General features: G+C 34.9%; 21 protein-coding genes. 5 read left to right on the top strand and 16 right to left on the bottom strand.

Annotation, left to right across the window (positions count from 1 at the left end; all coding sequences use genetic code 11):
- Positions 1-7 precede the first annotated feature (7 nt).
- The 4 genes from sat to BK579_RS13610 form a co-directional block, all read right to left on the bottom strand.
- Positions 8-1156, bottom strand: coding sequence for a sulfate adenylyltransferase (gene sat, locus BK579_RS13625; RefSeq protein ID WP_078546292.1), 1149 nt, complete (start codon positions 1154-1156; stop codon positions 8-10).
- 37 nt (positions 1157-1193) lie between these two features.
- Complete coding sequence (locus BK579_RS13620) at positions 1194-1907, bottom strand: phosphoadenylyl-sulfate reductase (RefSeq protein WP_078546290.1); 714 nt, start codon at positions 1905-1907, stop codon at positions 1194-1196.
- Between the two features lie 81 nt (positions 1908-1988).
- On the bottom strand, positions 1989-2519 hold the full coding sequence (locus tag BK579_RS13615) for a histidine phosphatase family protein (protein WP_078546288.1): 531 nt from the start codon (positions 2517-2519) through the stop codon (positions 1989-1991).
- Positions 2501-3271 (bottom strand): phosphosulfolactate synthase, encoded by a 771-nt coding sequence (locus BK579_RS13610; protein WP_078546286.1) that lies wholly within the window; start codon positions 3269-3271, stop codon positions 2501-2503. The genes BK579_RS13615 and BK579_RS13610 overlap by 19 nt, the downstream gene beginning before the upstream one ends.
- A gap of 225 nt (positions 3272-3496) precedes the next feature.
- Between BK579_RS13610 and BK579_RS13605 the strand changes: the two genes are divergently transcribed.
- Complete coding sequence (locus BK579_RS13605; RefSeq protein ID WP_235848574.1) at positions 3497-4720, top strand: MFS transporter; 1224 nt, start codon at positions 3497-3499, stop codon at positions 4718-4720.
- A 20-nt stretch (positions 4721-4740) separates the two neighbouring features.
- Entirely contained in the window at positions 4741-5025 is a 285-nt protein-coding gene (locus BK579_RS13600; protein ID WP_078546282.1) for a hypothetical protein, read from the top strand.
- Positions 5026-5075: 50 nt separating this feature from the next.
- Here BK579_RS13600 and BK579_RS13595 read toward each other — a convergent pair whose 3' ends face one another.
- From BK579_RS13595 to ilvA, 3 genes are all read right to left on the bottom strand, one after another.
- Positions 5076-6692, bottom strand: coding sequence for an ATP-binding protein (locus BK579_RS13595; RefSeq protein WP_078546280.1), 1617 nt, complete (start codon positions 6690-6692; stop codon positions 5076-5078).
- A gap of 343 nt (positions 6693-7035) precedes the next feature.
- A complete protein-coding gene (locus BK579_RS13590) occupies positions 7036-7287 on the bottom strand; it encodes a DUF2535 family protein (protein WP_078546278.1) in 252 nt (83 codons plus the stop codon).
- 93 nt (positions 7288-7380) lie between these two features.
- A complete protein-coding gene (gene ilvA, locus BK579_RS13585; protein WP_078546276.1) occupies positions 7381-8652 on the bottom strand; it encodes a threonine ammonia-lyase IlvA in 1272 nt (423 codons plus the stop codon).
- 277 nt (positions 8653-8929) lie between these two features.
- On the opposite strand from ilvA, the gene BK579_RS13580 reads away from it, so the two are divergent.
- Both BK579_RS13580 and trhA read left to right on the top strand, forming a co-directional pair.
- Positions 8930-9154 carry a hypothetical protein gene (locus BK579_RS13580; protein ID WP_078550581.1) on the top strand — a complete coding sequence of 75 codons (225 nt, stop codon included), beginning with the start codon at positions 8930-8932 and terminating at the stop codon, positions 9152-9154.
- Between the two features lie 167 nt (positions 9155-9321).
- The gene (gene trhA / locus BK579_RS13575; protein WP_078550579.1) at positions 9322-9957 is read left to right on the top strand and encodes a PAQR family membrane homeostasis protein TrhA; all 636 of its coding nucleotides are present in this window, start codon (positions 9322-9324) and stop codon (positions 9955-9957) included.
- A gap of 113 nt (positions 9958-10070) precedes the next feature.
- Here trhA and BK579_RS13570 read toward each other — a convergent pair whose 3' ends face one another.
- The 4 genes from BK579_RS13570 to BK579_RS13555 form a co-directional block, all read right to left on the bottom strand.
- On the bottom strand, positions 10071-10793 hold the full coding sequence (locus BK579_RS13570; RefSeq protein ID WP_078546274.1) for a lysophospholipid acyltransferase family protein: 723 nt from the start codon (positions 10791-10793) through the stop codon (positions 10071-10073).
- A gap of 173 nt (positions 10794-10966) precedes the next feature.
- Positions 10967-11458: a dihydrofolate reductase gene (locus tag BK579_RS13565; RefSeq protein ID WP_078546272.1), complete on the bottom strand. Its 492-nt coding sequence runs from the start codon at positions 11456-11458 to the stop codon at positions 10967-10969.
- A 71-nt stretch (positions 11459-11529) separates the two neighbouring features.
- Positions 11530-12324, bottom strand: coding sequence for a thymidylate synthase (thyA, locus tag BK579_RS13560; protein WP_078546270.1), 795 nt, complete (start codon positions 12322-12324; stop codon positions 11530-11532).
- Positions 12325-13118: 794 nt separating this feature from the next.
- Positions 13119-13856, bottom strand: coding sequence for an anthrax toxin lethal factor-related metalloendopeptidase (locus BK579_RS13555; protein WP_078546268.1), 738 nt, complete (start codon positions 13854-13856; stop codon positions 13119-13121).
- Between the two features lie 258 nt (positions 13857-14114).
- On the opposite strand from BK579_RS13555, the gene BK579_RS13550 reads away from it, so the two are divergent.
- Positions 14115-14387: a hypothetical protein gene (locus BK579_RS13550; protein WP_078546266.1), complete on the top strand. Its 273-nt coding sequence runs from the start codon at positions 14115-14117 to the stop codon at positions 14385-14387.
- A gap of 55 nt (positions 14388-14442) precedes the next feature.
- Here the strand turns inward: BK579_RS13550 and BK579_RS13545 are convergent, their stop codons facing one another.
- The 5 genes from BK579_RS13545 to BK579_RS13525 form a co-directional block, all read right to left on the bottom strand.
- Positions 14443-14970 carry a phosphatidylglycerophosphatase A family protein gene (locus tag BK579_RS13545; protein WP_078546264.1) on the bottom strand — a complete coding sequence of 176 codons (528 nt, stop codon included), beginning with the start codon at positions 14968-14970 and terminating at the stop codon, positions 14443-14445.
- Positions 14971-14992: 22 nt separating this feature from the next.
- Positions 14993-15595 carry a YpjP family protein gene (locus BK579_RS13540; RefSeq protein ID WP_078546262.1) on the bottom strand — a complete coding sequence of 201 codons (603 nt, stop codon included), beginning with the start codon at positions 15593-15595 and terminating at the stop codon, positions 14993-14995.
- 385 nt (positions 15596-15980) lie between these two features.
- On the bottom strand, positions 15981-16760 hold the full coding sequence (locus tag BK579_RS13535) for a class I SAM-dependent methyltransferase (protein ID WP_078546260.1): 780 nt from the start codon (positions 16758-16760) through the stop codon (positions 15981-15983).
- A 992-nt stretch (positions 16761-17752) separates the two neighbouring features.
- Positions 17753-18187, bottom strand: coding sequence for a BrxA/BrxB family bacilliredoxin (locus tag BK579_RS13530; RefSeq protein ID WP_078546259.1), 435 nt, complete (start codon positions 18185-18187; stop codon positions 17753-17755).
- Between the two features lie 36 nt (positions 18188-18223).
- Entirely contained in the window at positions 18224-19342 is a 1119-nt protein-coding gene (locus BK579_RS13525; protein ID WP_078546258.1) for a conserved virulence factor C family protein, read from the bottom strand.
- Positions 19343-19481: the final 139 nt, after the last annotated feature.

Below are 19481 nucleotides of genomic sequence, written 5' to 3'. Positions count from 1 at the left end.
TCACCCTTTAAATCTTTGTGAATGATTTTTTCATTCCTTTAATTAACACATCTACAACTTCTGCTCTGCTAAATTCCTTTGGTGGCATTTGACCGTTTTTCAACATCTCTCTTACCTTTGTACCTGATAATATTACATGATCTTCTTTATCATGTGGGCATGTTTTGGCTGATGCCATATTTTCACACTTTAAACAATAAAAGCTATGCTCAAAAAACAATGGTTGAATACCTAGTTCATCCTTAGAAAAGTGACTAAAGATTTTCTGTGCATCATACGTTCCATAATAATCTCCAACACCCGCATGATCACGACCGACAATAAAGTGTGTACAGCCATAATTTTTTCTTACGATCGCATGAAATATTGCCTCTCGTGGTCCAGCATATCTCATCGCTGCCGGAAATACTGATAAAAAGACTCTGTTTTTTGGATAGTATTTTTTTAGTAAAACCAAGTAACTCTCCATCCTAATATCACTTGGTATATCATCTTGTTTTGTTTCTCCAACTAACGGATTTAAAAACAGTCCGTCTACTGTTTCTAATGCTGTTTTCTGAATATATTCATGTGCTCTATGCACTGGGTTTCTAGTTTGGAAACCAACAATTGTCTTCCAACCAAGATGCTTAAAAATATCTCTAGTTTGTTTTGGATCTAAATAATAATTTTCAAATTTAGTTTTTTCAGGTCTTTTCACTAATGTAATTGGACCACCCAAATAGACATTTGGTCTATCATATAACTTTTTGACCCCAGGATGTGCTCTTTCTGTTGTTTGAAATACTTTAAATGCCTCAATCTCTTTATTTGGTTTATACTTTTCCTCAACTAACATGACACCATAAACTACCTCATCTTTGACAAGTAGAATCTCTTCACCTACTTGAATTTGTTTTGCGTCTGATTCATAGGTTGGTAAAGTTATAGGAATTGACCATGGCTCTCCAGTTGTAAGTCTCATATGTTGGACGACGGATTCATAATCTTTCTTCCCCAAGAACCCACTGAGTGGGCTATAAGCACCAATTGCAATCAACTCTAAGTCACTTAATGCAACTTCATCGATTTCAACCTGTTGCATTCCCGCTTTTAATTTATAGTCTAATTTCACTCTGTCTACTAGTTTTCCACCATGTGGTTTACTAATCGTCAAAATAAATACCTCCTATTCATATCTATGGCTTCTTGTATTATTTATCAAGATGTAAACCACACTCGGTTTTTTCATGATTTGCCCATCTACCAGATCTTAAATCATTAGATAAAGATGGTTGGGTACAAGGTTCACAGCCAATACTTGGATAGTTCTTATCATGTAATTCATTATAGGGAAGATTGTTTAACTTAATATATGTCCACACATCATCCCATGACCAATGGATTAGAGGACATATTTTTACAAGTCCAAATTTATCGTCCTTATTAATAAACTCAAGATGTTTTCTAGTATGAGATTGATCTCTTCTTAACCCTGAAATCCATGCTTTTGCTTCTCCTAATACCTCTTTTAATGGTTCAATTTTACGAAGCTGACAACAAAGATTTGGATTAACCTTCCATAATTCATCACCATATCTATCCCTTTGCTCATCTAGCGACAACCCTGGTTTCTTAAGTTGTATATCCAAGAGAGGATAGTTCTCTTTAACCTTGTCAATTAATTCATATGTTTCTTTAAAATGAACTCCTGTATCTAGAAATACAATCTTCGCATCTTTTTTAACTTTATAGATCAAATCGATTAAGACCATACCCTCGGCACCAAAACTACAGGCATAAACGATGTCATATTTTGGATATGTGGAGTAGGCCCATTTCAGCATCTCAAAGTAGTCTTTTATTTTATGATTTATGTCGTCAGCATCATCTTGCTTCCAATTCTCGTAAGTCAATAATTCGTTCAACCTCAACCTCTCCTTTCTGCAATCTATCTTGTTTGGGAAAAATTCGATTTTTTTCAAGGATCTCTCTCTTTTTTATCGTAATTAAAATTCAAGTAAGTTTAAATCATTATTTTTAACTTCAACCTGATTCATATGATTAATTGACCCACTTTGTTTAATCGATAATAATGCCCTAATCCATGATCCATGACCGAATACAATGAGATTAGAAAAATCCTTATAAGATTCTAAAAACTTAAAAATTCTCTGTTCAAATTCAACTAGAGGTTCACCTAAAATAAGATCCCTTGGCTGCTCTAGCCATTTTCGTTTATGAGTTTGAATAAGTAAAGACTTAGGAGATCCTTCGAATTCACCGAAATTCAACTCATCAAGTAAAGGTTCTTTCTGGAAAGAATGATATCCATATAACTTAGCTGTTTCATGAGTCCTTATTAGAGAACTAGTTAATATAAAATCTGGTGCTCCTAAAAGGTCTAAGTGTTTCTTATTCTGCTTAATAACATCTTCTGTCTCTTTTGAAATAGGTAGTATGGGAATGTCCCTACTCCCTTGAAGCACTCCCCGCTGATTCCATTTTGTTGGTAAATGCCTTATAACGGCGATTTGCATTGAACATCCTCCAAATAAAAAGTTTCACTGCGTAATCCACGTCTTTGGGTTTCTAGAACTAATGTATCTTGTAATTTCACATTCCCCAAGTTTACGTTGGATCCAAATGCATTTATAAAAAACATCTGATTTTTAGGCGTTGGAGCTTCAAATATCACCTTATTAATATCCACATCTTTAGACATTTCTGCAATTAACTCACTATTTATTTTCCCATTCCGGTCATATATACCAGCTGTGCCAGAATCTCTTCCTTCTGTTATGACATATTTACAACCTGCTTCAAGCAAAAGGTTGATTTCATTCGTCCACTCTGGGATTGAAAGATCCTTATCGGCATCTTTTGAACCAACTTCACCAACAACATTAAAGGTTCCTTTTAATTTCTTTATTAAATTAATTCTTTCATCCAATGAGATATCAAGCGTACCATTTGACACTTCTATCCATTCAATTTCATGTGATTGTAGCATTGCTACAAATTCCTTTAACTTCTTCTGGTAGTAGCATTTCTCAAATAAGGTACCACCAAAATATGGCGTTACATTAAAATTCTTATATAATTGAACTTTGTCTTCAATATTTGGTGTAACATACGCACAGCCAATTCCAATTTTTGCTATATCAATAAATGGGTGAAAGTCATTGAGAATATCCTGCAACTGTCCTACCGGAGTTCCAAAATCTGCGATCGAAGTTATACCGTATAATCTGTTCTTTGACGTTCTTTTAGGTAAATCCAAAAACTCCATCGTGATATACGCCTCCTTTACTTTACAGTTGATATGTTATTCACTTATAGGTAAATGGTGTATAGATTGGGCCATAATGCAGTCCCAATTTTTTTCATCCAAATATTACAAACGTATTGCTTTTTATTTAAGGAATAGACTTTTACGTAAAACGGAAAGATACAAGTGTATTAAATTTATGTATAAGGAGTTGCAAGTTACTTGTCCAGTCAAAAAAATACAGGAATGACAATCGTAGCTATTGGATCAATTCCTCTTATCCTTGTACTCGGAAATTCAATGCTTATTCCAGTCTTACCACAAATGCAAAAGGAGCTCGGCATTAATCAATTTCAGGTTAGCTTAGTTATAACCGTATTTTCTGTAGCAGCTGCTGTATCAATACCTGTTCTAGGGTATTTATCTGACCGGTTCTCGAGGAAAGCCATTATTGTTCCTGCCTTAATTCTTTATGGAATTGGAGGTTTATTAGCTGGCTTGGCTACAACTTGGTTTGCAAATCCCTATATGTGGATTATGGTTGGACGAGTAATGCAAGGTATTGGGGCAGCAGGCACTGCACCAATTGCAATGGCATTAACAGGAGATTTATATAAAGGTGGGCAACAAAGTAAGGTCCTTGGTCTGGTAGAAGCCTCAAACGGGTTTGGAAAAGTTATCTCTCCGATCATTGGTTCATTACTTGCCTTATTGTTCTGGTATGCAGCCTTTTATGCGTTTCCTATATTCTGTCTATTTTCAATTTTACTTACAATTTTCTTCGTTAAAGAAAAAAAGCAAAAAAAAGAGCCCCCTTCAGTCGGTAAGTATATCAAAGGGCTATTTACAATCTTTAAAAACGAAGGACGCTGGTTATTTACAGCTTATTTAGCAGGTGCAACTTGTTTATTCACCTTATTTGGTATTTTGTTTTATTTATCAGATGTTTTAGAGCTGCAATATAAAATAGATGGTGTATTAAAGGGTGCTATACTAGCCATCCCACTTCTTTTTATGACAACAACTTCCTATATCACAGGGAGCAAGATCGGAAAGAACATGCCCTTAATGAAAAAATTAATATTGATTGGAACAGGTCTAATGACCATTTCATTTGCTACATTAGTGTTTTTTGAATCACTTGTACCCTTTATTTCAATTTTAGTAATAAGCAGTATCGGTACAGGACTTGTTCTCCCCTGTCTAAACAGTTTAATAACAGGTTCTGTTAATGCAGCAAAAAGAGGTTTTGTCACTTCTCTTTATGGTTCTGTTAGATTTTTAGGGGTTGCGATTGGACCACCTATATTTGGTTGGTTAATGAATTGGTCACGAACAGGAATGTTCTTAGCCACTGCATCATTGACTCTTGTGGTTGGGTTATTATGTCTAGCATTAATTCATGTTAAAAAGAAAAAACCTAATGAAAGTACAAATGATTCACTTTTTAATAAACTACAACTTACTTAGGATAAAAGGAGGAAATAAGGTTGCAGATTTTTCTTTCCCCAGAATTAATGACACCAGAGTTTCAAATTATCAATGTAGTAAATCAAACAGATAAAGCCTTAGGTTATGTTACATTTCTGTTCGACGAAAAAAAGATGTACGTTTACGGACTATGTGAAGAAGAGGGTGTTAGTGAAGATTTTAAAGATTTAGTTAAACCTTATATTCAGGGAATGTCAAAAGCAAAACCTGAATTGGATGTGTATTCCTATATTTCAATAGGTGGTAAAAAGCTAGAACTTGGAGATACAAACAAAGAAAGCTAAAAGAAGCTGTCTCCTCTAAGATCATCTTAGTTAGGAGGCAGCTATCTTTTTTATTCAGCATCTGGAAGTGAGACGATAAAGCTAGTTCCTCTATTTTTTTTACTTATTACCTCAATGCTGCCTTTCATTCTTTCAACTATTTGATAACAAACCATAAGTCCAATACCTGTCCCCTTTTCTTTTAATGAGTAAAAGGGCGTACCAAGGCGAGTGATTTCATCCCCTGTCATCCCAATTCCGGTATCAGTAATAATAAATTTAATCATTTCGTTCTCTTTGGTTAGTTTTATACTTAATAGACCTTCTTCTTTTATCGCCTCTATTGCGTTTTTCATGATATTTAAAAGTACTTGCTTAAGTTCGGATCTATTTCCTCTAACGATATATATTCCGTCTATTTGTAAGTTGATAGAGATATTACTTTTCAACATTGCATAAGACGTAATGAGGTCTGTAACGGTTTTAACTATTTCTGTACAATTTATTGTTTCTATATCTTCAATATCAGGCTTGGCCATTGATAGGTAATCATTGATAATCGTCTCTGCACGATTCATTTCTGCTATCATTAATTGAATATATTCCTTTTCCTCATCGCTCATTATTTCTTTGGAATGGAAGATTTGCAAAAAACCTTTTACAACAGTCATTGGATTTCGAATTTCATGTGCAACTGAAGCCGCTAACTGACCAATTGCATTCATCCGTTCAGCACGTTGGAGTTCTAGTTGTATCTTTCTATCCTGAATGATTCGATCCATATCGCCTATTGCTTTTTCAAAGCCTTGGAGTTCCTTTGAATTTGTTAGTTTATGGGATAATTGTTCCGACGTGGCATCAAGTTGCTCAAATAAAATATGAAGTTGTTTCGTCATTTCATTAAATTTAAGACTTAAATCACCAATTTCAGTATCGTTACTAGGTTTTAGTTTTATATTAAAATTCCCTCTACTCACCTCATGAAACCCTATGAACAATTCCTTAAGAGGAGACATAACCTTCTTCATGCTTAAAGTTTGAAGTATTAAGGTGATTAGAAAGATAACTACGCAAGACAACAATAATGAAACAAGGATATTTATCTGAAATTGATAGATGAAGCTGGAATCAATACTCACACACAAAACAGCAACCATTTTTCCATGTTGATTAAATATGGGAGAAAAAGCAGTAATCCATGTTCCAAATTGATCACTATATGTATCTGTATATGAACTAACATTTGTTGAGATTGTTTTAGAAAAAGCATGATGAAATTCATGACTCGCTTTGTATGATGATGTTGAACCGAATCCTTTATCTAGCAGTATTTGTGGAGTAGCAATTGGTTCAAAAACTCGATTTTCTGGGATTTCGGCCGGGAATAAGTACGCTTGAGAGAAGGTTGAATGTTTTTCATCGATTTTACTTAATAAATATGACAGTCTTTTTACTGCTGGATTGTCGTCAGAATTTGCTGTCTTAGCTCTCTCAATATCATTAACAGACATGGTTGTCTTCCAAAGATTAGCAAGGCTTACTGCTTGATCAGATAATAACTGTTTAGTCAAATCAGTTTGAATCTTAAAGCTAATAAAAGCAGTTAATATTCCAACAATTAACACACTTACTGTCGATATGATGATTGTTTTTTTAAAGAAGCTCATTCTTCGGAAATTATTTATCATCTATTTTCCTCAATCCAGAAAAAATTTAGTTTAATAAATATCACTTACACTATTCGACTAAATTTTTAAATCTCCTCTTTTAAAAGAGAATTATTAATTTCGAAAAATTAAAATATTGTGAATATAAAACATTCAATTTTCTTTTAACAAATAAGATAGAGTATCCTCATACTTAATCCAAAATTCTGTTACTGTAAATATTACCAGTAATAGAGAATGTTCGTTCTGTTACGCTCTAAATCATTACACTCTTTTAGATATTATAATAAGTCTTTATAAAGAAATAAAAAAACTATACTGATTGTTAACATAACAATCAGTATAGTTTCAAACAAAGCAATTTTTAAGCATTATTTAATAACATATCTGTTTTGTATAATTGCACATAATCATGCCATTTTAAAACATTTTTTAGATATTCTTTAAAAGAATATACGTTTTTCGGTTCATTTTCTTCAAGAATTTTCATCATAAATGCTTCTAAACGAATTCTGAGCATAAATCGATAGGAACTGCCTTTTTCCAAAACTGGGATATCAATAATTTTAACCTTCTGTCCATTCTTGTCTTTGAACTCTAGGCTTTTGGTAAGCAAAATATCAATCCTCTTTTTCACTTGTTTCCTTAATTATACATTAAAAATGTAGAGAAGTCTGTCTAACTATGTTAACAGCATTCGAAGTTTTAACTAAATTAAGAGGTTAAACAAATTACTATCTTTATTTATTTCAGTATAAGGAAACCCTTTTTTCGCCATTCTTTCAATTAACTTTTGATAATCTTTTCTATTATTCAACTCAATACCAACTAATGCTGGACCGTTATCTTTATTATTCTTTTTTGTATATTCAAAGCGGGTAATATCATCTGTAGGCCCTAGAACTTCATCCAGAAATTCCCTAAGTGCACCTGCACGTTGGGGGAAATCGACAATAAAGTAATATTGTAATCCTTCGTAAATCATCGAACGCTCTTTAATTTCTTGCATTCTACCTATATCATTATTTCCGCCACTTATTATACAAACTACTGTTTTACCACGAATTTGATCTTTATAAAAATCAAGTGCAGCGATTGGGAGTGCTCCTGCAGGTTCTGCAACGATTGCATTTTCATTATAAAGCTCAAGTATTGTTGTGCAAACCTTTCCCTCAGGAACAACAACAATATCATCAATCCCTTTTTTACAAATCTCAAAGGTCTTTTCGCCAACTGTTTTTACTGCTGCACCATCAACAAACTTGTCAATATGATCTAGTGTTAATAATTGCCCGTTAAGAATAGAATTCTTCATACTCGGTGCACCTGCAGGCTCTACTCCAACAATCTTAGTTTTGGGTGAAATACTTTTCAGATATGTACTTAAACCTGATATCAGCCCTCCACCACCAATACTTGCCAATACAACATCAATTGGTTCTTCACAATCATTTAATATCTCAACCGCCACAGTTCCTTGCCCTGCGATAACATCTTCATCATCAAATGGGTGAATAAATGAACGCTTCTCCAGTTGGCTACACTTTACTGCTTCTACATAAGAATCATCAAATGTATCACCAACTAAAATTATTTCAACATATTCTCTTCCGAACAGCTCTACTTGTGAAACCTTTTGTCTTGGTGTTGTTGAAGGCATAAAAATTTTACCCTTGATTTTGAGAGCCCGACATGAGTATGCTACTCCCTGAGCATGGTTACCTGCACTGGCGCATACTACTCCGTTTACTAACTCATTGTGTGGTATGTTTTTAATTCTATTATAAGCACCTCTTATTTTAAATGAACGGACAACCTGTAGGTCCTCACGTTTTAATAATAAATTACATTGGTACCTTTCGGACAATAATTCATTCCTTTGCAAAGGAGTGTGGTTTACAATGTCTTTTACAGTTTGATTCGCTCTTATGATATCTTCAACCTGTATGTTTTTAGACGTTTGTTTTACTTGCTGAGTCATACAATCAACCAATTCCTTTCAACATATTTTATAACACTACAGCGTTACAGTTTATTTAATCTGTAAATTATAACATGAAATTGAACAGAATTAATATAATTTTCAAATATTTTTATCCGGGTTATTTATTAGATAAAATATAAACTAAAATTTTTATGAATAGTGGTAATTTTCATTAAGAAGAAATACTTTATAAGTAAGTAGTTAACTTTTGAATACAAATGATTTAAAAGCTAAAAATAGTGTTAATATAGTTTATTTTAGAAAGGGTGTTATGATGGAATATAGCTTACTTTCAAATGACGGAGCATTCCCTTGTGAAGTTACAATTGACGAAGATAATGGGAGATATATGATTCGGAAAGCTGATACAAGTGGTGAAGTATTCAACAGACCTGATGAACTTTTGCAATGGGTAAGAACCAACTGGAAACCTGAGGATTTCAGAAATCCAACGGAATATTCTAGTTTTCTGCAAGAGATCGAAAATACTTATGGCTAATTCTTTTTTCTTCCATTCATTGTATATTTTATGTTCTATAAATTGTAACATTTATTTTGGTAAGAATATGTTATAATTAGTGATTAAATAATGCAATGAAAAAAACTGATATTTCCACTTTTGAAGCAAATGCGGTGAATGATCAGAAAAAAGGATTGTGAATGACAATGGCAAATACTCATGTCTTCTCTAAAGGAGAAGAAATAGCAAATTCAATAATTCATGGAATTGGGGTACTCCTAAGTATAGCAGCACTTGTTATCTTGATTGTACATGCCTCAATATATGGCAGTGCATGGCATGTAGTTAGTTTTACAATTTTTGGTTCAACCATGGTTCTTCTATATTTATGCTCAACACTTGTCCACGCTTTTCCAAAAGGGAAGGTAAAAGATCTTTTTGAAATATTTGACCATTCTGCAATTTACTTCTTCATTGCAGGAACATATACTCCATTTTTGTTTATTGCTGTTAAAGGCTGGCTTGGATGGACTTTATTTGGAATTGTATGGGGCCTAGCAATAGGTGGAACAGTGTTTAAATCTTTTTTCGTTAAACGATTCCTTCATGTTTCTACCCTTCTTTATGTTGTTTTAGGTTGGATGATCGTATTTGCCTGGAATGAACTTGTTGAAAATGTACACCCAACTAGTATGACATTGTTAGTTGTAGGTGGTGTACTTTACACAATTGGTGCAATTTTTTACGTTTGGAGAGGCTTTAAGTTCCACCATGCGATATGGCACTTGTTTGTGCTTGCGGCCTCAATCACACACTTTTTCTCTGTTTTATATTTAGTGTAATTATTTTATACTGATGCCTGTGATAAATAAAAATACTAGGTTTCAAATACTTTGAATAAAAAAAGCTGTCATCACAATGATTATCCAGAGATAATTGTGATTCGACAGCTTTTTTAATTTTGTCTATCTAGTTCTTCCTGTATTATCGTTCTTAGTTTTTCAGCAATTTCTTTTTGATCGACTTTTCCTTCCACGGTTAAGGAAGGGAGAATAGTTACTTTAACAGTTGAAGGATTAAAAAAGACTCCACTTTGTTCCATAATTTTATAGGTTCCATTTATAGCAATAGGAACGATAGGAACATTTGAATCGGAAGCTAATCTTAATACCCCTGTTTTAAATGTATTTATTTCCCTACTTTTACTACGTGTCCCTTCAGGGAAGATCACAAGAGATTGTCCATTACGTAAAATAGTGGAGGCTTGTTTTATCGCCCCAACAGCTTGTCTTCGGTCTTTACGATCAATAAAAACACAATTCATCTCTTCCATCCACGTCGGCAAAATAGGTAGCTTCTTTACTTCAATCTTTGAGATAAATCCCATTGGCTTTCCTACATAGCCAAGTAAAACTGGAATATCAAAATTACCTTGATGATTAGCAACAAATAAAGCTGGTCCAGGTGGTAGATGATGTTTTCCTTCAACAATTATTTTCGACCCTGTAATTCTTATCAATGCCTTTGCCCATTGTTCGGGAAACTTGTGAACAACCTTTGCTTTCTCCTCAAGAGAATTAAATTGTTTATTCCTAACTCTTATTAGCGAAGGTATACTACATACTAGATAGCCAAAAAAATAAAGATACCATATAACTGTTCTAACTGCTCTAACCATTATCCACCTACATACTATTGAAATTTTATGGCCTATTAATCATGATTCACATTTCTGTATTTAAAGTAACTGCAACTAAAATAGCCAATCCTGTCTAGCTACGGCAAAGCCCATGCCAGGATATAGAGATAACTTATTAATCCTATAAGCTCCGGCAGATTCTTAGTGTGTTACTATTTAACAGAATGCCTTTCATACACACAGAAATAATAATCATATGGGTTTTTCTCATCTTTTTTGCCTTGATCTTTTGAAATTAATGTCCAGTCTTTAAGAGAAAATTCAGGAAAATATGTATCCCCTTCAAACTCATCATCAATTTCGGTGATATACAGTCGATCTGCAAAAGTAAAAACTTCTCTAAAAATCTCTGAGCCTCCAATAACAAATAATTCATCATTAGAATCACTAAGATTTTTTATTGCTTCTATGGAGTTTATTATTGTACATCCATCCATCTTATAAGAAGGATTACGAGTGACAATGATATTTTCACGTCCTGGTAAGGGTCGGCCAATCGATTCGTACGTTTTCCTTCCCATTACAATTGTATGACCCATAGTTACTCTCTTAAAATAAGCTAAGTCTGCTGGCAGATGCCACGGAAGCAAATTATCCTTACCTATTAAGCGATTTTTATCCATTGCGACTAATAGTGAAATCATTGTCTCATTCCTTTATGGTTAAATACTGTTGAACACTCTTTAAATTAATCCTCTTTTGAATCATAAAATGGTTAGACAGAAACTGCCGCCTTTATATGTGGATATGGATTATAATTTAATATTTCAAAATCATCAAACTTATACTCAAAAATGGAGTCTGGTTTTCTCTTGATAACTAGCTTTGGCAACTCTCTTGGTTCTCTAGTTAACTGAAGCTTAGCCTGTTCTAAATGATTAAGATATAAATGCACATCCCCACCAGTGAAAATCAATTCGCCAAGTTCGAGGTCACATTGCTGTGCAACCATGTAAGTTAAAAATGCATAACTTGCAATATTAAAAGGCAAACCTAGGAAAGTATCGACCGATCGTTGCTGCCACATTAATGATAATTTACCGTCAGCAACATAAAACTGAAATGCATAATGACAAGGTGGTAATTTCATGTTGTCAACTTCCCCAACATTCCAAGCATTCACTATCAACCGTCTCGAATTGGGATTTTCCTTGATTTGAGTGACCACATTTTCTATTTGATCAATGAATTGCCCATTTTTTGTTTCCCATTTTCTCCATTGTGATCCATATACAGGTCCTAATTCACCGTTTTCATCGGCCCATTCATCCCAGATAGAAACACCGTTTTCTTTTAAGTAAGCGATATTAGTTTCACCTTTGAGAAACCATAGTAATTCATGCAAGATGGATTTAGTATGAAGTTTTTTCGTTGTAATTAGGGGGAATCCATCTTTTAAGTCAAATCGAAGCTGTCTTCCAAACACAGATATAGTACCTGTACCAGTTCGATCTTCCTTCTTCACTCCATTTTCTAGTATATCTTCTAATAGCTTATGATATTGTTGCATTTTCTCTTTTTACCCCCTATAAAATATATGTTCTAAAATGCTGATACTGATGCAGAGAACATGTCGAATTTCACCTAAAAAAACAGATAAGATTTAACACACTACTAAGTAACAAGAATTCTATCCTGAAAAGAAAAGCGGAAGGCGCTCGTTCATCGGCGACAGGCATAAGACAAGACGGTTAGAAGGTTGCTCTTTAACCTTCTAGGGTGGATTGACTTAGACCTGAGAGCCGATAGCGCCTGGAGCTAGACACTAAGCTAGGTATAGTTTTTCATTTTCCATGGTGCGAATATAGTTAGCATAGAAGTCTACCCTGAAAAAAGAAATGCTGAAGGCGCTCGTTCATCGGCGACAGGCATAAGACGAGCCGGCAAGAAGGTTGCTTTTTAACCTTCTTGCCGGATTGACTTATGACCCCGAGCCGATAGCGCCTGAAGCTAGACACTAAGCTAAGTATAGTTTTTCATACTCCATGGTGCTAATTTTAATTAGCATAGAGGTCTACCCTGAAAATACTTAGGTTGCTGAGTTCCATTCGCTGCGGTCCACTTGCTTTCCGCGGGGCGATCCGTGAGCCTCCTCGTCGCTTTTTGGCTCCTGCGGGGTCTCACGTGACCGCTAAATCCCGCAGGAGTCAAGTGGCTCTCCGCTCATTCCACACTTAGTAAGTACACTATTTCATACTCCATGGTGCGAATTTAAATTAGCATGGATGTCTACCCTAATAATTATTATAATGAATCCAATAGCTGCAATTAGTAACACCTAATTATGACTTACTTATTTTATCATTATCTATCAGAGTTTTCGACATTTCTCTGAAAAAGGTTAAAAAAATACGAATACGTTAACGGAGCTTTAGCCTTAAGCTCTTTACTTGTTTGTTCAGATAAAAAGTAATATACAAATGCCTCAGCAAAGTACTCTTCAGGGAAGGAGATAAAATAATTTTGATTTGGAAATAGCTTATCTGCCTCTTCTATCCAAATTTTTTTGAACTCGGGATCATTACGAACCTCACCAAATACAAGACGATCAAAAGTATGTGCAATTTCATGGAGTTCTAGATTAGCTGAGCCATGTCCTTCCCCCTTGTGACTGTTTCCGACTTTAGCAAGTATTACTCTTGAGCCGCCAATTCCTGGTACTTCATCCCATGTTGGACCATTTTCACTATAACCACGTGGCTTTTCACCCTTCAAATGAGATGCAGACGGAAGGTCGGTTAATTTACCTGTAAATAGAACAACCTGTATGTTTTCATCACGTAATTTTTCTAGAAGATGTGTATTTATATTACTTATCCGAGTGATCATCTGAATAGCTTCTGTTTCATTAAAATGAGTTTCTGGTAAAATGATAATTTCCTCTAATATTTTATAATTACTAATCAATTCTTTTGACATAAAAAAACTTATTGATTGATAATGTTTAAGTGGAATACCATTTTGAGATGCATCACTATGGTTTTGTTTAACAAGAGGTAAGAAAAAAAACACAGTTAAAGAGATAACAAATAGTTTTTTCATGAAAACCACCCTTAATCTAGATGTACTAAAAATTGTATGTTAGTTGTTTTTTTATTTACGAGGTGTATTTCTGGTCTTCACTAATAGTTCCTAATCGATAAAAAAATTGCTGTTCTTGTATTCTATTATTATAATATTATAACAATTTTTAAAGATTAATTGAAGTTATATTATGAAATCCTTACTTATTTGACGAGACGACTCACCAAACAAATAATCTTTCATAAAATAAATTACGTTTAGCTGAGGGTGGGTACAATGAGAAATAAAAAACAAATTGATAAAGATTCGGAACTTATCCTATTAGAAGTATTAGAGATTTCAAGACAAAAAAGAATCATCTATATTGATTTAATTACCGTCTCATTTCTAATAACAATGATTATCAATTCTTATATACAAAAAAATCATCTTGTTATTTTTTTTGCAGCAGTTATTTACCTCGTTTTAGCGCTATTTTACAAATGCTATTGTTTCATATTCGACTTACTAACGATTAAGCTTAAACAAAATGAAAGGTTAAAAGACTAAAAAAGCTCTAATCAATGTTGGCAATAAACATTTGATTAGAGCTTTTTTTTGTTGTCTAATTAATAAATGGTTCGGCTCTTCCTTCTTTCACATCCTTATCTCGATGCGCAATTCGACTTGCGGCCGCTGCAGCAAGAGCACAAACAATATCATCTAAAAATGTGTGTACATGCTTCCCATCATGTTCATCAAGTTCCTTAATAATACCGAACTTTTCTTTATCCAGATATCCAAAATTGGTTAAGCCAATCGACCCATAAACATTAACAATCGACAAAGGAATAATCTCATCTATTCCGTATAATGGTTCATCAGTTTCCACAAGATATTGAAGTGGTTCCGGAAGCATTTCCTTTTCCGCTAAAATATCCAATGATAGTCCTGTAATAACTGCATGGATAATTTCTCTCTTCTCCAACACTCTTTCAACATTATGAATACATTCCTCAATTGTCATTGATGGTATATATTTTTCCTGTAATTGTAAAACAATTTTCGCAATATCTATTATCTCAACGCCACGACTAATCAACATTTCCTTTGCTTGTTTGACCATCTCATCTAATGTATAGCTTTTAGACATTCTTCACACTCCTTCTAAAGAATTAGCTAAGCCATTGCGGAGGCGTGTTCTTAGCCCAAAATATAGCTCCAAGTTCATGGTGGGACTGAAAATTATCATGGTAGGTATGATAATGAAAGTTGAACCAGTAACCGGAGTTCGGTGGCTGATCTCTCCTTACATGAAATCTCAAAACATCTTTTTGTGTTGTTTTATCATAGATATGAAATATTTTCTCACTTATTCCTCCACTTGGATTTTCAGTTATCTCTAAGTTTAATAATGTCTCATCAGGGTATGTTTCTGCAAAATGCGAAATTGCCGCATGAATATTCGGTAATATATGGCTGTTAAAGTCATTTTCTATTACAGGTGCAATCCGCGAACCAAACTTTTGAAAAGATTGAAATTCAGCTTGTGTAATTGCATGGCTTATAAACTGGTCTCTTGGGTTAATATTTTGATGTAGTGACGCTACTTCTTTTAGAGAATAATATGTATCTGTCTGATTAGACGGATTAATAATATTCCTTTTTGATTCATCTGTTTTGATGTCTTGCATCGTTAAGGCAGGTGGTGGTGTAACCATACCCAGGGTTACGATTGAGAATGAGACGACAAGCGCCTTTCTTAACCATCTATTCATCATACTCTTCCTTTCGTTTCTCAAAAAGTATACACTCTATTATTCTACCATATTTATTAAATTTTTTGACTATTAATATGTTGATTAAATAGCAGAATCTATAGGTTTATACGTTGATTGAAATAAAAGGTTTCATTTTATATATATTCTGAAAAGTTTTTTTCAAAACTAGAAAATAAAAAAGAATTTTAGTTCATAATTTGTACATAATTTGCTAAAATAGGAATAATCATAATTTTAAAGGTGGTTTATTAATGGATACCTTATTTATTGTTGTTAGCTTCTTTACTCTTGGCTATATGGTTTACTTAAATGTAGCAGATTAAATTTATTATTAACAAAAAACCAATGGATAAAGGACATATAACTTTACCCATTGGTTTTTTTATTTTTCTAAAATAATTACACCAAAGTGAAATTTTGATGTTTTTCGTTTAGTGGCAGTGAAACCTAGTTCATCAAACCGCAAACTTTGCCAATGGTCTTTTAACACAATTCTCTTTCTAGCCACTCTTTTTGCTTCGTTTATAACTTCACTTGATAACCCAGATTTAATTCCATAGTGCTTTAACTGATGTATGCCATTAGATTCATTGAGATCATGTTCAAACATAGGATCAAAATAGACTACATCAAAACTATTATCATCAGCTTCTTTTAAATACCCATAATTATCAGTGGATACTACCTTAATCCTTCTCATTGCATCGTCTATGATACTTGTACCACTTTCCCAGCTACGTAACCCTTCGTTGACAATATAGGAAATTATTTTTTGACCTTCAATAGCAACAACTCTTCCTCCACTTCCAACAACAAAACTAGCGACAATACTATCAGAACCTAATCCTAATGTACAATCCAACATGCTGCTTCCCTTTTTTAGGTCAGCGGTTTCAATAAATGGATCATGATGCTCCCTCATCAAGCGTTTAATTCGAAACATTGCTGAATTAGGATGAAAAAACAAGGGTTGTGAAGCATTCTTAGGATACACTTCCAGCCTGTTTTTCCCAACAACTAAAACATCCTCTTTATATTGTTGTTGGATTTCTATAATTGATTGTTTATTTCTATTTAGGTATACCGTATTTAATTCATCTGCAATACTCTCGGCCCGGTTAATCATTTGTGCATTAGTACGTCCAGCTGTTGTTACAATCATTAATTTCACCTTATCATCTATTTGAATTTTGAAGAAATAGCTACATATTACATAAAATTAATGTGCCTCCCATTTTGTCTGGAATGAACGGAGAGCCACCTGACTCCTGCGGGATCTAGCGGTCTCGTGAGACCCCGCAGCAGCTCAAAAAGCCACGAGGAGGCTCTCGGGACCGCCCCCCGAGGAAAGCAGGTGGATCGCAGCTCATGGAACTCTCCATCATTAGTTATTTTCAGGGTAGACATCCATGCTAATGAAAATTAGCACCATGGAGGATGAAAATGTTGTTCACTTAGTGTGGAATGAGCGGAGAGCCACCTGACTCCTGCGGGATCTAGTGGTCTCGTGAGACCCCGCAGGAGCCCCGCCCCTGGCGACGAGGAGGCTCACGGACCACCCCGCGGAAAGCAAGTGGATCGCAGCTCATGGAACTCCACAACTAAAGTTATTTTCAGGGTAGACACCCATGCTAATGAAAATTTGCACCATAAAGGATGAAAATCTTGTTCACTTAGTGTGGAATGAGCGGAGAGCCACTTGACTCCTGCGGGATCTAGTGGTCTCGTGAGACCCCGCAGGAGCCCGCCCCTGGCGACGAGGAGGCTCACGGACCACCCCGCGGAAAGCAAGTGGATCGCAGCTCATGGAACTCCACAACTAAAGTTATTTTCAGCGTAGACACCCATGTAAATTTAATTATTCGCACCATGAAGTATGAGAAATGCCTTCCATAGTGTGGAATGAGAAGAGAGCCACCTGAATCCTGCGGGATCTAGCGGTCTCCGTGAGACCCCGCAGGAGCTCAAAAAGCGACGAGGAGGCACGCGGACCGCCACGCGGAAAGCAGGTGGATCGCAGCTCATGGAACTCCGCTAACTAAGTTATAGACTTGATAATCGGTCCAAATTCCTTTAAAAAAGAGAGAATAGTTTCACCAAATACATTTATACAATGTAACGGAAACACATCCTCTCTATACTCAAGTTAGCTATTTAGCAATATTGGTTAAATGCAGTCTGCAAGTTATTCATAATTTCTTCCATAGAATTTCCTTCAATCTCGTGTCTGGGGATAAAATGAACTACTTCCTTTCCCTTTAACAATGCCATTGAAGGAGATGATGGTTCAAATCCTGTAAAATATTCTCTCATCTTTGCAGTTGCCGCTTTATCTTGTCCTGCAAACACTGTAACTAAATGAGATGGTTTTTTGTCTGATTGAAGAACTGCTTGAGTTGCTGCAGGCCGCGCTAATCCTGCCGCACATCCACATACTGAATTAACAACAACCAATGAAGTGCCTTCAACATCATTGATAAACTGTTCAACCTGTTCCTCAGTGGTTAGTTCAGCAAACCCCGCGTTCACTAATTCTTGTCTCATTGGAGCAACAATTTGTTTCATGTATTCCTCATATGCCATTGACATCCTAAATTCCTCCTAAAGTACCTATTTTTGATTCTTTTATGATTTCCTACTTTCAGTCATTTGTTTCCAAACAGAACCTTTTGCTTCTTCCCCGCCTTCAATTCGTTCAAGTGCAAGTTTGATTTGCATACTTACCTCAAATTCCGGATCGTCTTGCGCCTCTTTTAATGCTGGTAATGCCGATTCATCTCCAACTTCATATAAAAACATTGCAGCTCTCCAACGAACAAGCTTATTTTTATCTTTTAGAGCAGAAATCATTGCGTCGATAGCATCCTTATCACCAATATCAGATAAACAGTCGCCAGCTGTTCTTCTAACCGTAACTGATTTATCCTTAAGCGCAATATAAAGCAGAGGAAATACCTTTGGTGACTCTATCATTCCCAAATATACCGTAGCTAGGCGTCGTATCGATGCCTTTTCGTCATGAAGTGCTTTACTCAGAACAGGAATGTCTTCTTCTGTAGGATCCATTTGTTCTAAGTCTGCATATCTCTTGGTCCAATCTTCATGATCTAGCATTTCTTCTGTTACCTTGTACCTTTTTCTTTTCTGAGCTGATGCAGTTTCCTTATTTTTGGCCATCTCAACTAATCGATTTAATCGTTCTTGTGGATAGGCAGCAGAAATTTCTTCGACAACATCCTGCCCTACTTCATCTAAGCCTCCGTATCGAACACCTTGCTCATTCCAAGCTCTCTCCATAACTACATTTTCTGAAGCTTGTTGTGCCTCTATAGAGGATAGTTTAAATCTCTCTGGTAATCCAACTCTTAGTTCTTTTAAGTCATCAACTAATTTCACTTGCATCGGTATTCCTCTGAACATTTGAACAAAGACCTTTACTTCACCAAAATGATCATTTATTTTTTGTTCCGATTCAGTAGCTTTTACTTCCTCACCAAATGCTTTTCTAACTTGTGCTAGAATATCCGCCCAGTCAAACTTGGAGATTCTTTCTACAGCCAAGAAATCGGCTACATGATAGACCCCTTTTACGCCTTCGACACTTAAGATATCTTTTATAACCTGAGGAGCTTCCTCGAGATTATCTTTTTTATAATTATTACTTTTCCCTGCTGGCAATTCCTCGCTTAATATAATTTTCATTGTATTTGGGCTAGGAGTTGGTTCAATTGATAATATATTCATAATTTCCTCCTCAAACGAATGGTTACTAAGACCAGGCATTATAGTAATAAATTCTACCATAGACATAGTTTCGATTCCATTTTAGAGACTTAAAGAGCTTGAACTAATAAGGTATTCCATTTATCGTGAAAGAAAAATT

Source organism: Litchfieldia alkalitelluris, from assembly GCF_002019645.1.
Taxonomy (GTDB): Bacteria; Bacillota; Bacilli; order Bacillales; family Bacillaceae_L; genus Litchfieldia; species Litchfieldia alkalitelluris.
The sequence above is the reverse complement of the archived record's forward strand: the minus strand, read 5'-3'. Positions and strand labels throughout refer to the sequence as shown.

What these genes read in the sequence shown, in the direction of transcription:
- BK579_RS13615 (WP_078546288.1), bottom strand. Translation starts at nt 2,519, where the DNA reads ATGCAAATCGCCGTTATAAGGCATTTACCAACAAAATGGAATCAGCGG.
- BK579_RS13610 (WP_078546286.1), bottom strand. Translation starts at nt 3,271, where the DNA reads ATGGAGTTTTTGGATTTACCTAAAAGAACGTCAAAGAACAGATTATAC.
- BK579_RS13605 (WP_235848574.1), top strand. Translation starts at nt 3,497, where the DNA reads ATGACAATCGTAGCTATTGGATCAATTCCTCTTATCCTTGTACTCGGA.
- BK579_RS13595 (WP_078546280.1), bottom strand. Translation starts at nt 6,692, where the DNA reads ATGATAAATAATTTCCGAAGAATGAGCTTCTTTAAAAAAACAATCATC.
- ilvA (WP_078546276.1), bottom strand. Translation starts at nt 8,652, where the DNA reads ATGACTCAGCAAGTAAAACAAACGTCTAAAAACATACAGGTTGAAGAT.
- BK579_RS13580 (WP_078550581.1), top strand. Translation starts at nt 8,930, where the DNA reads ATGGAATATAGCTTACTTTCAAATGACGGAGCATTCCCTTGTGAAGTT.
- trhA (WP_078550579.1), top strand. Translation starts at nt 9,322, where the DNA reads ATGGCAAATACTCATGTCTTCTCTAAAGGAGAAGAAATAGCAAATTCA.
- BK579_RS13570 (WP_078546274.1), bottom strand. Translation starts at nt 10,793, where the DNA reads ATGGTTAGAGCAGTTAGAACAGTTATATGGTATCTTTATTTTTTTGGC.
- BK579_RS13565 (WP_078546272.1), bottom strand. Translation starts at nt 11,458, where the DNA reads ATGATTTCACTATTAGTCGCAATGGATAAAAATCGCTTAATAGGTAAG.
- thyA (WP_078546270.1), bottom strand. Translation starts at nt 12,324, where the DNA reads ATGCAACAATATCATAAGCTATTAGAAGATATACTAGAAAATGGAGTG.
- BK579_RS13555 (WP_078546268.1), bottom strand. Translation starts at nt 13,856, where the DNA reads ATGAAAAAACTATTTGTTATCTCTTTAACTGTGTTTTTTTTCTTACCT.
- BK579_RS13550 (WP_078546266.1), top strand. Translation starts at nt 14,115, where the DNA reads ATGAGAAATAAAAAACAAATTGATAAAGATTCGGAACTTATCCTATTA.
- BK579_RS13545 (WP_078546264.1), bottom strand. Translation starts at nt 14,970, where the DNA reads ATGTCTAAAAGCTATACATTAGATGAGATGGTCAAACAAGCAAAGGAA.
- BK579_RS13540 (WP_078546262.1), bottom strand. Translation starts at nt 15,595, where the DNA reads ATGAATAGATGGTTAAGAAAGGCGCTTGTCGTCTCATTCTCAATCGTA.
- BK579_RS13535 (WP_078546260.1), bottom strand. Translation starts at nt 16,760, where the DNA reads ATGATTGTAACAACAGCTGGACGTACTAATGCACAAATGATTAACCGG.
- BK579_RS13530 (WP_078546259.1), bottom strand. Translation starts at nt 18,187, where the DNA reads ATGTCAATGGCATATGAGGAATACATGAAACAAATTGTTGCTCCAATG.
- BK579_RS13525 (WP_078546258.1), bottom strand. Translation starts at nt 19,342, where the DNA reads ATGAATATATTATCAATTGAACCAACTCCTAGCCCAAATACAATGAAA.